The sequence below is a fragment of the Litoribacter populi genome (assembly GCF_007483685.1).
Taxonomy (GTDB): domain Bacteria; phylum Bacteroidota; class Bacteroidia; order Cytophagales; family Cyclobacteriaceae; genus Litoribacter; species Litoribacter populi.
In genome coordinates, this window is sequence record NZ_VMKN01000001.1 from 1,560,381 (window position 1) to 1,574,654 (window position 14,274).

A 14,274-nucleotide genomic window follows, 5' to 3' on the forward strand; every position below is an offset into this window, starting at 1 on the left:
TCAATTGAAATATCCTTTCATCACTCCTCTTTCGGAGGTACGGATAAAATTGACAATTTCGTCTCTTTCCTTTGTTGCCGGTAGGTTGATTTCAATTTCTTCCAGAGCGCGGCTGTTGTTCAGACTGTTGAGGAACAAATATCTGTACACTTCTTGGATATGGCTGATGGCTTCACTAGAGAAACCTCTGCGTCTTAAGCCTAGTGAATTGACCCCTGCATAGCTAAGTGGTTCTCTGGCGGCCTTTGTGAATGGAGGCACGTCTTTTCGAACAAGTGATCCACCTGAAATCATGGAATGCATGCCGATCTTAACAAACTGATGGATGGCACTGCTTCCGCCCACAATAGCCCAGTCATCGATAGTGACGTGGCCTGCCACTTGTACAGAATTGGCTATGATTACATTGTCGCCAACAAAGCAGTCATGGGCGATGTGTACATAAGCCATGATCAGGCAATTGGCCCCAACCTTCGTGGTTCTTTTGTCCAGAGTACCACGGCTAATGGTCACACACTCCCTAATAGTAGTGTTGTCACCTATCTCCACGGTAGAGTCTTCTCCTTGAAACTTGAGATCCTGGGGGATGGCGCAGATTACCGCGCCTGGGAAAATTTTACAGTTCTTGCCGATTTTTGCTCCTGGGTAGATGGTTACGTTTGAACCTATCCAAGTCCCTTCACCGATTTCAACATTTTCATGAATGCAGGTAAAAGGGTCTATCGTTACATCTTCACCGATTACTACATTTTTATCTATATGCGCTAGCTTACTTATCATGCTTCTTTTCTTACGATACTTGCGGTCATGACGGCTTCACAGACCAATGTGTTCCCCACATAAGCCTCGCCTTTCATTTTGGCGATCCCTCGTCTGATTGGAGCCAAGAGCTCACATTTGAAGATTAGGGTGTCGCCAGGAAGTACCATCTTTCTAAATTTGCAACTTTCAATTCCTAAAAAGTAGGTCCAGTAGTTTTCGGGATCATCAACAGTGCTTAGTACTAGGATTCCACCAGTTTGTGCCATGGCCTCCACCTGGAGTACTCCAGGCATCACTGGATTGTTTGGAAAATGCCCCATAAAAAACGGTTCGTTAATTGTCACGTTCTTCACACCCGCCACTACGGTATCGTCTAAATAGATGACTTTATCAAGTAACTGGAATGGGTATCGATGTGGTAAAATATTGCTGATCTGGTTGATATCCAACACAGGAGGCAATTTTGGATCGTAATGTGGTATGTGACTTGGGCCGCTTTTTTCCATTGCTCTTTTGAGCTTTTTGGCAAAAGCCACGTTGGCCGCATGGCCAGGACGGGCCGCAAGAATCTGGGCCTTCAAAGGCCTTCCGACCAAGGCAAGGTCACCCACTACGTCCAATAATTTATGTCTTGCAGGTTCGTTTTTATAACGAAGCTCCACATTGTTTAGAATGCCTTCCTTGCGAACTTCAACTTTAGGCTTGTTGAACATTTTGGCTAAATTGGCCAGTTCTGCTTCTTCAACCACTCGATCCACCACCACTATGGCGTTGTTTAAGTCTCCGCCTTTGATCAGGTTTTGGTTGTAAAGCATTTCCAATTCATGCAAGAAACAGAAAGTTCTACAGGAGGCAATTTCATTTTTGAACTGGCTGATGTCGGTAATAGAGGCATGCTGGCTTCCCAAAACAGGGGAATTGTAGTCCACCATCACTGTAACCCTATAGTCATCCAATGGCAAGGCAGCCATTTCAACTTCCCGCTCTGAGTCTCGGTAGTGTATGCTTTCCGGAACTTCGAAGAACCTTCTCAATGCATTTTGCTCTTGCGAACCAGCGTCTTCCAAGATATTGATAAACTGTATGGAGCTGCCATCCATGATTGGGGGCTCGGGTCCATCAAGTTGTATAAGAACATTGTCAATCTCAAGACCAACCAATGCTGCCAAAACGTGCTCAACGGTAAATACCCTTGCTCCTCCCTGCTCGAGGGTGGTGCCTCTTGATACGTCCACTACATTGTCCACATCGGCATCGATGATGGGAAGGCCTTCTAAGTCAGTCCTTTGGAATTTATAGCCGTGGTTAGGTGGGGCAGGGGTAAAAGTCATGTTGGTGACTACTCCTGTATGTAGGCCCACTCCGGACACGGATACTTGTTTTCCTATGGTATGCTGTTTAACTTTCATTCAGAATATTTCTTTTCGAAGGGTCGAAATTCTATTGGATTTGACTCCAAATTTATTGTTTTTTTTCTAGATCTTTCAATTTGTTTTGAAGCTCCGGCAATTTTTTGAAAACAGCATAGGCTTTTAGAAATTCTTTCAGGTCCATTCCCATGTATCCCAACAGGGTGCTGCCAGGTTTTGGGATCGATTTGGAAATACCCGTATTTGCACCAATGGTGGTGTTGTCCGCTATTTTTAAGTGCCCAACAATTCCGGCTTTCCCTGCAATAATACAGTTTTTTCCAATTTCGGTTGAGCCTGAGATTCCGGCCTGGGCGGCAATTACTGTATTCTCACCTATCACCACATTATGGGCAATCTGGACTAGGTTATCAATTTTGGCGCCTTTTTTTATAACAGTGGACCCCATTGTGGCCCTATCCAAAGTAGAGTTGGCTCCGATGCTTACGTTGTCTTCAAGGATTACATTCCCCAGTTGTGGGATATTCTTATAAGTGCCGTCTGCCAGTGGAGCAAATCCAAAGCCATCAGCACCGATTACAGAGTTGGAATGTACGTCACAATTGTTGCCAATAACGCAATCGTTGAGTATTCTGGCGCCGGAGTAAATATTACAATTATCCCCAATACTTACCTTGTCCCCGATGAAAGCTTGCGGATGGATTTTGGTGTTATTACCGATCTTGGTATTTTTCCCGATGTGGGAAAATGCTCCACGGTAGCAATTCTCACCCATGGTACTGGTGGGATCCATGAAAGAAGGCTGTTCGATACCTATCTTGTTTTCTTTTATCATCATCTCATAGGCTTCCAGCAGCTGGGTGAAACCCGTATAAGGGTCCTTTACCTTGATGAGAGTGGTAGTGTAATCCTTGGAGGGCTGGAAATTGTCGGCCACGATCACCGCACTCGCATTGGTGGTGTAAAGGTGGTTTTCGTATTTCAAATTGGAAAGAAAACTGATTCCCCCAGGGCTGCCTTCTTGGATTTTGTCCAGTCTGCTTACCTTTTGAGAACCATCGCCTTCTACTTTGCCATTCAAAAGTTCAGCTACTTGACTGATGGTAAATTCCATGGATATTATTTTAAAGTTGGCTCAAAGTTAAATTTTTTTGGCTCGACAAGCGTAATACTTTTTTACAATTTTGCTCATGGCTTTGATGTTTGGCAAATCTGCCGCCTGTGCCACGTCGATTACCTCGCCCTTTTTTGTATAGATCAGGATGCTATCTTTGGCCACATAAGCATTGTTGCTGATGCTTCCGAAAGAAAAGAAGTAAGGGAGATATTCCTCTGGAATGTTAAGCCTTTCGATGGTCTTTCTTTTCATTTCATCTAGGTGTGCCTTCTCAAAAGGTTTGCTGACCAGGTCTATTTTGAAAAGGTTGCGGGTCAGAAACATGTTAGAAATACTTTTCAGCACAAAGTCTGAATTGGACTTCCACAATTTGACCGCACCCCAGATGTCAAAGTCATCAAGCTGGGTGAAAATATTGAGCAGTTCCCGTGAATTTTGAAAATCTTCTACAGTGTAATCGTATTTAAGCAAATGGATGAGTTCGTCGGTGCCATTAAGGTTAACGCCGGATTGTTGAACTTCTTTTGCCCTGGAGATTAAATTGATGAGCATTTTTTCGGCACTCACGGTGGTTTTGTGCAGGTAGACTTGCCAATACATTAGTCTTCTGGCACTTAGAAAATTCTCAATGCTGTAAATTCCTTTTTCCTCGATGACCAAGGCATCATCTTTGATGTTCATCATCTTAATGATCCTGTCTGCCCCGATGGTGCCTTCGGACACCCCAGTGAAGAAGCAGTCACGTTGGAGATAGTCCAGTCGGTCTATGTCCAGCTGGCTGGAGACCAGTTGATGGAAAAATTTCCTTTCGTACCTCCCGGTAAAGATCTTGATGGCCAGTTCCAGTTTGTTGTTGAATTCCTGGTTTAAGGCTTCAATGATTAGCAGGGAAAGCTTTTCGTGGTGTATGTCCTTGAGCAAGCTGAATTCAAGGGCATGGGAAAATGGCCCGTGGCCTATGTCATGTAGTAGTATGGCGATTAGGGAAGCTTCATATTCCTCATTGCTAATTTCATGGCCTTTATTTCGTAAATTGTCCAAGGTGATGCTCATTAGGTGCATGGCACCCAAAGCGTGGTGAAACCTGGTATGTAAAGCCCCGGGATAAATGAAATCCGTCAAACCCAGCTGTTTGATTCTACGTAACCTTTGAAAGTAGGGGTGATCAATGATGGCAAAAATGAGTTCGCTGGGAATGGTTATAAAACCATAGACAGGATCGTTGAGTATTTTATGGCTGTTCAATGGCCTTTATTTTTTGTGAGTAAAAACAAAAGTAATTATAATTTTAAAAGATATAAACCAAACAATATGCAAAAATTCAAAATCCTTTGGGCTGATGACGAAATTGATCTGCTGAAACCCCATATCATGTTTTTGGAACAAAAAGGCTACGAAATTACTACCGTCAACAGCGGAGTGGATGCGGTGGAAAAGGTAGAGGAAAGCAATTTTGACGTGATATTTTTAGATGAAATGATGCCCGGGATGACAGGTCTGGAAACCCTCCAGCAGGTCAAGATTTTGAAACCGCAGACACCGGTGGTAATGATTACCAAAAGTGAGGAGGAGCATATTATGGATGATGCGATTGGGGGAAAAATCGCCGATTATTTGATCAAGCCCATCAACCCTAATCAAATCTTGCTTTCTGTCAAAAAGATTCTTCAGAATAAAAGGCTTATCACAGAGAAAACCAACCTTAGTTACCAGCAAGATTTTAGAAATATCAGTATGGCTTATAATGATGCCATCGACCATGATGAATGGGCTGAAATCTACACCAAGCTGGTATATTGGGAACTTGAAATCGACAAAACCGAGAATAAGAGCATGCAGGAAGTGCTCGATACACAAAAAACAGAAGCCAACGCCAACTTTGCCAAGTTCATTAAGGAAAATTACCTCGATTGGCTCAACGAAAAAGGCATAGATAAACCCCTACTTTCACACCATGTGATGAGAGAAAAAGTTTTCCCTAAACTGCAGGAAGACAAACCTTTATTTTTTATTGTTATCGACAACCTCCGCCTTGACCAGTGGGAAGTGATTGAACCATTACTATCTACTCATTTTGTGGTGCAGAGTGATGAAACTTATTACAGTATTTTGCCCACCACGACCGCATATGCTAGAAATGCACTATTCAGTGGTATGATGCCAATGGATATGGCTCGGTTTCACCCCGATCTCTGGGAAGGGGAGGATACCGATGAGGGCAAAAACAACCATGAGGAAGAATTTTTGAATGTGAACATTCAGAGAAACAAACTGAATATCAAGAGCAGTTATCACAAAATTCTCCAAGCCCATCAGGGAAAGGCATTATTAGAAGCTTTTCCCAACATGATGAACAATGACCTGAATGTGTTGGTATACAATTTCGTGGATATGCTTTCCCATGCTAGGACGGACATGAAAATGATACGGGAATTGGCTCCGAATGAATCGGCTTATCGTTCCCTAACTGAAAGTTGGTTCACGCATTCCTCATTATTTGAGTTACTTAAAAAGATCAGTGATGCTGGCGCAGAAGTAGTAATCACCACCGATCATGGCACCAAAAGGGTACACCGGCCATATAAGATTATCGGTGACCGTACGGTAACCACCAACCTTAGGTATAAACAAGGTAAGAACCTTAATTTTGAATCCGGGAAGGTTTTCGAGATCAGAAAACCAGAAGATGCCAAATTACCAAAATTTAATGTATCGACAAGTTATGTTTTTGCCGTAGAAGATTATTTCTTTGCATATCCTAATAATTACAATTATTACGTAAATTACTACAAGGACACCTTCCAGCACGGCGGGGTATCGCTAGAGGAAGTGATTGTGCCTTTGGTCCATCTTACACCGAAGAAATATTGATTTGGAAGAAATTAATTATGAGAGCCTGCAGGAATTACCCAAGGTAGCCCAAGCATTGATTGACATCTGCAAGGATGACCTCATTTGGGTTTTCAAGGGGGATATGGGTGCTGGTAAAACCACTTTAATTAAAGAGCTCGCCCGGCAGTACGGAGTGGTGGATAATGTTAGTAGCCCCACCTTTTCCATTGTCAATGAATATCAAAACGAGAGGGGTGCCTTGTTTTATCATTTTGATTTTTATAGACTTGAGGATGCGGATGAAGCACTGGAAATCGGAATAGATGACTATTTTTATAGCGGTAATCCATGTTGGATAGAATGGGGCGAAAAAATTGCTGAATATATTCCAGAGGATTTTGTGTTGATAAGTATCAGTATGGACCCCTCCGGTAAACGAAACCTTAAAATAAAGACAGTTAGGGATGGGAGCTAAAATGGCGGAGATCACTAAGCAGGCGGGGATTTATCCCCAAGAGGCATTAGCCAAAGTTAAAAAGTCCAACAATTCGCTTATGATAGGCTTGCCCCGCGAGGTGGCCTTTCAAGAAAAGCGTGTAGTTCTTACGCCTGAGGCCGTGGCCCTATTGGTTAACAATGGGCAACGGGTAATGGTGGAAACCAATGCTGGCAAACTGTCTAAATTTACAGACAGGGATTATTCAGACGCAGGAGCCAAGGTTGTTTACACAGCTAAAGAAGCTTACGATGCAGAAATTGTACTCAAAGTGGAACCTCCAAAAGAGAATGAAATAGCCATGATGAGGCCAGGCGCCTGCTTGATTTCCGCTCTTCAGTTGGGGAAACAAAACGCTGACTATATCCATGCTCTCAATAGAAAGAAGGTGACTGCAGTAGCATTCGAAAACCTAGAGGACAAGGTAGGAGGGATGCCAGTAGTCCGGGCTATGAGTGAAATTGCTGGAAGTACCGTCATGCTAGTAGCTGCTGAGTATCTTAGCAGTGTCAATGATGGGAAAGGCCTGATTCTAGGTGGGATCACAGGGGTGCCGCCTACGCAAGTAGTGATAATCGGGGCTGGTACGGTGGCTGAATATGCCGCAAGAACAGCATTGGGATTAGGCGCAACAATTCGGATTTTTGATAACCATATATATAAATTACGTAGAATAAAGCAGTTGCTTGGTCAGCAAGTATATACCTCCACGATTGATAATTACACCTTAGGTCAGGCATTGAAAGAGGCTGATGTGGTGATTGGAGCATTAAGAGCTGAAAAAGGGAAGACCAAGGTGGTGGTTTCCGACGAAATGGTCGCAGCCATGATGCCAGGGAGTATTATTATTGATGTGAGCATAGACCAAGGAGGCTGTGTGGAAACATCTGAGATGACTACGCACAATAACCCCACATTTACCAAATATGATGTGATTCATTATTGCGTGCCAAACATAGCCTCAAGGGTTGCAAGGACCGCCTCTGTGGCATTGAGCAATATTTTCACACCCATTCTCCTTCAAATGGCCGATCTGGGTGGGGCCGAAGAGATGATATTTAACTACAAGTGGTTTATGAAAGGCGTGTATACCTATAGAGGCAGCCTGACCAATGCTCACTTGGCCAGGAAGTTCTCTATGTCTCACAAAGAGTTACAGCTATTACTAGCCGCACGTTATTAGGAAAGTAAATTTTGTCTTAATAGGAATTCAAGTTGATCATTGGCCTTGATAAGGCTTTTAGTCAACTGGTCATTTTTGCGCCTTAAGTCAAAAACTTCAAAAGCATTTTTTACAACTGTTCTCATGTAATCTTCATCCCATGGTTTGGTCAGGTAGTGGTAAACCTGTCCTTTGTTGATCGCATCGATTACTGCCTGGATATCGGTATAACCAGTCAGTAAGATGCGCATTGGGTCGGGGAAGTCAGGAATGATAGATTCCAAAAACTCCACACCAGTTTCATTGGGCATTCGCTGATCGGTAATGATGATTTCAACAGTTTGGTTTTCAAGGAGCTTCCTCGCCTCTTCTGCAGATTCAGCAAGAAATATCTGATAGTTCCTTCTGAAGGTTGCTTTGAAAGCTTGAAGGTTGTTCACCTCATCGTCCACATAGAGGACTCGTATTTTTTCGTTTACTTCTTCCATTATCCGTAATTGATCTTCGCTTGGGATTTGGTTGCTAAATTAGAGAAAATTTTGAATTTGCCTTCAGATATTCGCCTGAACCTTTTGAAATAATTTTTAAGAAAGGCCTAAAATTGAAATATTATTATAGCAAAAGAGGGTAAAGATGGGTGTGAAATGCATTTTTGGCCATTTAAATAAATTATTGTGTGAAATCTATAAAAATATCACTTCTAAAATATAACTTTACTGCCATATCAGCTTACAAAAAGTGCAATTCATGGAAGGTATTTTGGCCCCAACGCGTAATAAAGTAGAGTACCAGGCGATAATTTTGGACCCTCAATCCACTATTGATCAGGCTAGAATTGATCAACTTTTGGCCCAACCCTACATCAATTTAACCGATACTTCCCAATGCCAGGTGGAGGAATTGGTGAAAATCAATAACCCAACAGAAAAGTTTTCCCCCGAAGTATTGGCTCATAAAGCCATCGAGTACTTGGCTAAACACTCCAAGGCAGCATTGTTTAATTATGTATATTATCCTTGGAGAAATACGGTCACAGTATTGTTGAAGGAAAAGGATTTTGCCCACCTAAGGACTTCAAGAAACAAATTCAAGATAACTCAACAGGAACAGGACACTCTTTCCACCAAGAAAATAGGTGTTGTTGGGTTGTCTGTAGGGCAAAGTGTTGCTCTGAGTTTGGCTATGGAGCGCGGTTTTGGGGAGTTACGAATTGCTGATTTTGATACCTTGGAACTGAGCAATATGAACCGAATCAGAACCAGCGTGGTGAATTTGGGCGAGCCTAAAACTAGAATCGTGGCTAGGGAGATTGCAGAAATAGACCCTTATTTAAAGGTGATTTTGTTTGAGGAAGGACTTACTTCTGAGAATATGGATGCGTTTTTTGTAAAGGGAGGTAATCTGGACTTATTAATTGAGGAATGCGACAGTTTGCATGTAAAGCTTACCAGTAGATTGAAAGCCAAATCTTTAGGTGTCCCAGTGATGATGGATACAAGTGATCGAGGAATGATTGATATAGAAAGATTTGATTTGGAAAGAGAAAGGCCTATATTTCATGGGAAATTACAGGGATTTGGGGAAGAATCTACTTTGGTTGATGGTATAAATTCCAAAGGGCAAGAGTACTTTTCAAGTCTAGTGGACTTCCAACAGCTTTCGGCAAGAGCAAAGCTAAGTATAGGTGAAATAGGCAAAACGATAACCACCTGGCCTCAGTTGGCAAGTTCGGTATTATTGGGAGGCGCTGCCTGTGCGCATATTAGCCGGTCGATTTTGTTAGGGCAATCTCAATTTTCTGGGAGATTTTATATAGATATAGATCAATATTTATCTGGAAATAAATGAAAGTAAGAGTAAGGGTGGTAAGAGCAGTGGAAGATCTTGAGGCTACCACCAAATACATAGAAGGGCATCACCGGGTGTTGGAGTCATATGGGGTAACAAAAGTGACTTCTGCGGACAGTTCCTGGGCTTCCAACCCAAATGTCTATTTGATTTTGTTTGAGTCAATAGAGGATTCCAGAGTATTGGGCGGTGGTAGAGTGCAGTTAAGAAGTGAGGGGTTTCCCCTTCCTTTTGAAAATGCCATTTACGAAATTGATACATCGATTGTTGAGTACATGTCTCAATTCGGCGACTGTGAAGCCGCTGAAATTTGCGGTCTTTGGAATAGTAAAGAGGTGGCCGGGTATGGTATAGGTAGCATCTATCTAGTTCGAATTGGAGTTGCAATAGCCTCTCAACTAAACATCAAAAAACTGTTTGGGCTTTGCTCTCCTGTTACAGTGAAAATTTCCAGCAAAGTGGGCTATACGGTTATAAAAGAGTTAGGCAATGACGGGACATTTTTCTACCCCAAAGAGGATTTAGTTGCAACCGTAATGCATGTTGATGATGTAGAGAATATCCCTTTTGCAGAAGAAAAGGAAAGAGAATTTGTATTTAATGTAAGACGAGAGGGGCTGACCCATTTGGTAGAAAAAGGGCCAAAGGGAGAAATGGAAGTTTTGTTTGACCTGAAAATACCCACGGTACGTGTATGAAACAGTTTTACGATAGCAACAAAAATGTTTTTATTAGCTTCGGCGTAGTATTCTTGGTTTTTATTCTCCTGTTTTTGTTTTTACAGGATTTCAAACCAGTTCATGAACACAAAGTTAACCAGCTAAAAGTGCTTACCCAAGAGGAATTTGAAGCAGGAGTTTGGAGAGATCATAGGGAGTTTGAAGAGATTAATAAAGTCGATTTAGGGTTGATTAAGGAGGACTTTGCCATATTGATGGACCTGTCCGACTACCCAAATTATGGCAAGCATTCTATCATGGAGTTTAATTCTCCAGTTTTTCGAAAAGCTCATTTATACAGAATTGGCGAAAACGGGGAAAAGAGACTGGTTGCCAATGCCGGCAATCTTACTAAGGAAAGCAACCCTTTCAAGCACCCTAACCCTATTTATGAGATCCTCACTGAAGAAGGGGATAGCCCTTACTTGGTTGCAGAGTTTCAATCTGAAGTTCCGGTTAATTTTACTGTTACTATTTCCCCCAAGTTTAGTTTTTTTCAGGATTACAGCCATAGATTACTGATTGTGAGTATATATATGGGGCTTATGCTAGCTTTGTTTATGTATAATCTAATCTTATATTTTTCGGTAAAGGATAAGGCTTATTTATACTATTGTCTTTACATACTTTTCATAGGGTTGGCCCAATTGTCTATTATGGGATATACCTATTATTTCTTCCTAGGTGAAAATGCCTACTTATATGAAGTGAGTATAATTGGCTTTACTGTAATTGCGAGCTTATTTGGGATACCTTTTGTTAGGATTTTTCTTAAAACAAAAGAATATGTTCCAGTACTTGACAAAATCTTATTGATCCTAATGGGCTCTTATGCCCTTACTTTGGTATTGAGATTGTCAGGATTGGTAGAGATGAGCTATTTCCTAACAGATCTTAATGGACTAGCCATTGTAACGGTATTCTTGACAACGGGAATTATATTAGTGAAAAAGGGTTTCAGACCTGCTGTATATTTCTTAATAGCCTGGGGATTGTTTTTAGTTGGATTGGTGATTTTTATTCTTCAAAATCTAGGTGTTATTAATTTGGATGGATATGCCAATTTCCCAATGCTTGCCGGTACAGCTTGCGAAGCAATATTGCTCTCTTTGGCCTTAGCAGATAGGATCAATATATTAAAGAAAGAAAAAGAACAGGAACAATCTGAAAAACTTGCCGCCTTAAAGGAAAACGAGCGTTTGGTGAAGCAACAAAACTCCATGCTTGAAGAAAAGGTACACAGTCGTACTGAGGAACTTGAAAAAACTTTGAAAAATCTTCAGGACACCCAGACGCAATTGGTGAATCAAGAAAAGATGGCTTCTCTTGGTCAATTGACTGCTGGTGTTGCTCATGAAATTAATAACCCAATCAACTTTGTAAGCTCGAACGTCAATCCTTTAAAAAGAGATGTCGCCGATGTTATTGAAATCATGGAAGCTTATAGAGAGAAGGGGCAAAAGGAGTTCTCCGAAGAGACGCTCAAGTCCTTGAAAAGGTTGGAAGATGAAATCGAACTTGACTATGTGAAAGGTGAGATTGACCAATTGCTTCAAGGAATGGAAGACGGGGCAAAGCGGACTGTAGAAATTGTAAAAGGGTTGAAGTTGTTTTCCAGGGTGGATGAACAAGATGTTAAGAAAGTTGATCTACATGCTGGGATCAGTAGTACGCTTGTGCTATTGAATAGCAGTATGTCCAACAAGATACAAATTGTAAAAGATTTTGGTAAAATCCCGATGGTGGAATGTCTTGCGGGTAAAATCAACCAGGTATTCATGAATATCGTCAACAACGCTGTTCATGCCCTTACTGAGCATTTAGATAAGAACCCAAACCCAGAAATCATCATCAGAACCTCGATGGACGGGAATGATTTTGTCAAAATAGAAATAATAGACAACGGTCCAGGCATCCCTGAAGAGGTTAAAGCCAGAATCTTTGAACCTTTCTTTACTACCAAACCAGTGGGTAAAGGCACTGGTCTTGGACTTTCAATAGTTTTTACTATTATTGAAAAACATAATGGGACACTAGAAGTGGAAAGCTGTCCAGATGCTGGTACTGCCTTTATTATTAGGCTTCCTGTACATCAAGAATCTGACATGATATGATAATCGAAAAGATTAAGGTTTTATATATTGATGATGAAGATAATAACTTGAACTCTTTTAAAGCGAGTTTGAGAAAAGACTTTATTGTCCATACGGCAATCAATGCTGAAGCTGGTCTGGAGATGGTTAAGCTTGAGGAGTATCAAGTAGTCATTGCAGATCAACGCATGCCTGATATTACCGGTGTGGAATTTTTTGAAAAGCTTATTGCGATAAATCCCAAACCCATTCGCATTCTGCTTACAGGATATTCTGATATCAAATCTGTTATCGATGCCATCAATAAAGGTGAAGTCTATAGATTCATCGATAAACCTTGGAATATTGAGCAGATCAAAAACGCTATTTATAATGCCGGTGAAATATATTTCACACGAAAAGAATTAAAGGATAAAAACGACAAACTGAAAAAGGTGCATACCGAAATGAATCAGTTTGTCTATAGCCTTTCGCATGAGTTGAGAGGTCCTTTGATGAGTATTTCAGGCATTTCTAAGCTTGCCAAGTTGGAAGTTAAGGATCCAGAAATTCTTGATTACTTCAGCATGATTGATCATGCTACAGATAAGCTGGACGATTTCATCTATAAGATGCTTGATTTTTATAGATCCACCAAAATTGAAAACAAGGTGGTCCCGATTGATTTCAATAAGGTGCTCAACCAACAATTTGCTGCATATCAAGAAAAATGGGACCTAGAAGAGGTAAATGTTGAATTCCAGGTGACTCAGGAATTTGATTTTCAAACTGATGATTCCAAGCTTAGAGTAATTTTGAATAATCTTTTTGGAAATGCCTTTAATTTTCAGAAAAAAGATAATCCTTATAAAAAGATAAGAATCACGGTGGTGGTAACTGATAAAGAAGCCGTGATTGATGTCTTTGACAATGGAATAGGGATCGATGAAAAACTTCAAAAAGAAGTGTTTAATCTCTTCCAACGTGCTACTCAGCAGAATGTAGGCTCTGGTATAGGGCTTTATATGGTAAAAGAGTCTGTTGAACTCATGAAAGGCAATATTCATCTTCAATCCAATGTGGGTGAAGGCACTCATGTAAAGGTTGAATTACCAAACCTTTTGGAAACCCCAGTATCCCCTGTTACTGTTTAAACCCAAAGGTTACTAAGACTTTATCGCTTAAAGTTTGCTCTTCAGGTAGAAGGACCGGGGAGGCTTTGGCGCTTTCCATTCCAGCGTCCATAGACATCCGCATCATCGGTCTTGAAAAGTTATCCTGGCTTTTATACTGCACATGCTGCACAGTTAAATTACCCAAGTCCATGGCATCAGCAATCGTATTTCCTCTACGTTTGGCATCGTCCAGTGCCAAGCGCAATAGTTCCTCTTCCTTAGATTTTCTAAGATCGTCTGTCAATTGAAAGCTAACGGAGTAATTCAATTCATCATACTCGCCCAACACCTCCATCACTTTAAACAGTGACTGTTCCAGTTCATTCACTTTTATATTCAAAGTTTGGGAAGCTACGTAACCACTATCCTTAGAAGTGCCTTTTTGATATAGACGGTTGATGTTGACGAAATAGTTGCTAGTGAAAACTTCCATTTCTTTAATATCGGCTTTATCCAAATTTGAGATGATAGTGTTTGTTTTTTTATTAAGAGCCTGTGATGCTTGGGAGGCCTGCATGGCTTTCAACTGCAAATTGACTTGAAGAAGCGCCTGATCTGGTTTAACTTTGATCTCACTTTGACCCTCTACCTCAATTTGGTTTGTCTGGGCAAGCAAAGGTGTTGAAATGAACAGGATGAGGAGAAGGAATAGAAAGGCAGATCTCATGATTATTTTTGTTTTGTAGTTAAGACGCTAACGTGAAAGGTTATGCTACGGTTT

General features: G+C 41.2%; 13 protein-coding genes. 7 read left to right on the forward strand and 6 right to left on the reverse strand.

Features of this window, described 5'->3' with window-relative positions; genetic code table 11:
• Genes lpxA through FPL27_RS06895 form a run of 4 tightly spaced genes read right to left on the reverse strand, consistent with a single transcriptional unit; the run spans position 1 to position 4,494 of the window.
• Positions 1 to 780, reverse strand: coding sequence for an acyl-ACP--UDP-N-acetylglucosamine O-acyltransferase (gene lpxA / locus FPL27_RS06880; RefSeq protein ID WP_143960386.1), 780 nt, complete (start codon positions 778 to 780; stop codon positions 1 to 3).
• On the reverse strand, positions 777 to 2,171 hold the full coding sequence (locus FPL27_RS06885) for a bifunctional UDP-3-O-[3-hydroxymyristoyl] N-acetylglucosamine deacetylase/3-hydroxyacyl-ACP dehydratase (protein ID WP_143960387.1): 1,395 nt from the start codon (positions 2,169 to 2,171) through the stop codon (positions 777 to 779). The genes lpxA and FPL27_RS06885 overlap by 4 nt, the downstream gene beginning before the upstream one ends.
• 52 nt (positions 2,172 to 2,223) lie before the next feature.
• A complete protein-coding gene (gene lpxD / locus FPL27_RS06890) occupies positions 2,224 to 3,246 on the reverse strand; it encodes a UDP-3-O-(3-hydroxymyristoyl)glucosamine N-acyltransferase (RefSeq protein ID WP_143960388.1) in 1,023 nt (340 codons plus the stop codon).
• Between the two features lie 27 nt (positions 3,247 to 3,273).
• Positions 3,274 to 4,494 (reverse strand): HD domain-containing protein, encoded by a 1,221-nt coding sequence (locus FPL27_RS06895; RefSeq protein ID WP_143960389.1) that lies wholly within the window; start codon positions 4,492 to 4,494, stop codon positions 3,274 to 3,276.
• A gap of 66 nt (positions 4,495 to 4,560) precedes the next feature.
• On the opposite strand from FPL27_RS06895, the gene porX reads away from it, so the two are divergent.
• From porX to FPL27_RS06910, 3 genes are read left to right on the forward strand one after another with little or no spacing between them, the layout of a single operon-like run.
• On the forward strand, positions 4,561 to 6,120 hold the full coding sequence (porX, locus tag FPL27_RS06900) for a T9SS response regulator signal transducer PorX (protein WP_143960390.1): 1,560 nt from the start codon (positions 4,561 to 4,563) through the stop codon (positions 6,118 to 6,120).
• A 1-nt stretch (position 6,121) separates the two neighbouring features.
• Positions 6,122 to 6,556, forward strand: a complete 435-nt coding sequence (tsaE, locus tag FPL27_RS06905; RefSeq protein ID WP_143960391.1) for a tRNA (adenosine(37)-N6)-threonylcarbamoyltransferase complex ATPase subunit type 1 TsaE — start codon at positions 6,122 to 6,124, stop codon at positions 6,554 to 6,556.
• A complete protein-coding gene (locus tag FPL27_RS06910) occupies positions 6,546 to 7,760 on the forward strand; it encodes an alanine dehydrogenase (RefSeq protein WP_143960392.1) in 1,215 nt (404 codons plus the stop codon). The genes tsaE and FPL27_RS06910 overlap by 11 nt, the downstream gene beginning before the upstream one ends.
• On the opposite strand, the gene FPL27_RS06915 is transcribed toward FPL27_RS06910, so the two are convergent.
• Positions 7,757 to 8,227 (reverse strand): response regulator, encoded by a 471-nt coding sequence (locus FPL27_RS06915; protein ID WP_185974317.1) that lies wholly within the window; start codon positions 8,225 to 8,227, stop codon positions 7,757 to 7,759. The genes FPL27_RS06910 and FPL27_RS06915 overlap by 4 nt on opposite strands.
• A gap of 259 nt (positions 8,228 to 8,486) precedes the next feature.
• Here FPL27_RS06915 and FPL27_RS06920 point away from each other — a divergent pair, with 259 nt between their 5' ends.
• From FPL27_RS06920 to FPL27_RS06935, 4 genes are read left to right on the forward strand one after another with little or no spacing between them, the layout of a single operon-like run.
• Positions 8,487 to 9,587, forward strand: coding sequence for a ThiF family adenylyltransferase (locus FPL27_RS06920; RefSeq protein WP_143960394.1), 1,101 nt, complete (start codon positions 8,487 to 8,489; stop codon positions 9,585 to 9,587).
• The gene (locus FPL27_RS06925) at positions 9,584 to 10,285 is read left to right on the forward strand and encodes a hypothetical protein (protein ID WP_143960395.1); all 702 of its coding nucleotides are present in this window, start codon (positions 9,584 to 9,586) and stop codon (positions 10,283 to 10,285) included. Before FPL27_RS06920 ends, FPL27_RS06925 begins: the two co-directional genes overlap by 4 nt.
• Positions 10,282 to 12,420, forward strand: coding sequence for a 7TM diverse intracellular signaling domain-containing protein (locus FPL27_RS06930; RefSeq protein ID WP_143960396.1), 2,139 nt, complete (start codon positions 10,282 to 10,284; stop codon positions 12,418 to 12,420). Before FPL27_RS06925 ends, FPL27_RS06930 begins: the two co-directional genes overlap by 4 nt.
• A complete protein-coding gene (locus FPL27_RS06935; RefSeq protein ID WP_143962101.1) occupies positions 12,420 to 13,532 on the forward strand; it encodes a hybrid sensor histidine kinase/response regulator in 1,113 nt (370 codons plus the stop codon). Before FPL27_RS06930 ends, FPL27_RS06935 begins: the two co-directional genes overlap by 1 nt.
• Here FPL27_RS06935 and FPL27_RS06940 read toward each other — a convergent pair.
• Positions 13,522 to 14,220 (reverse strand): SIMPL domain-containing protein, encoded by a 699-nt coding sequence (locus FPL27_RS06940; RefSeq protein ID WP_143960397.1) that lies wholly within the window; start codon positions 14,218 to 14,220, stop codon positions 13,522 to 13,524. The genes FPL27_RS06935 and FPL27_RS06940 overlap by 11 nt on opposite strands.
• Between the last annotated feature and the right edge of the window lie 54 nt (positions 14,221 to 14,274).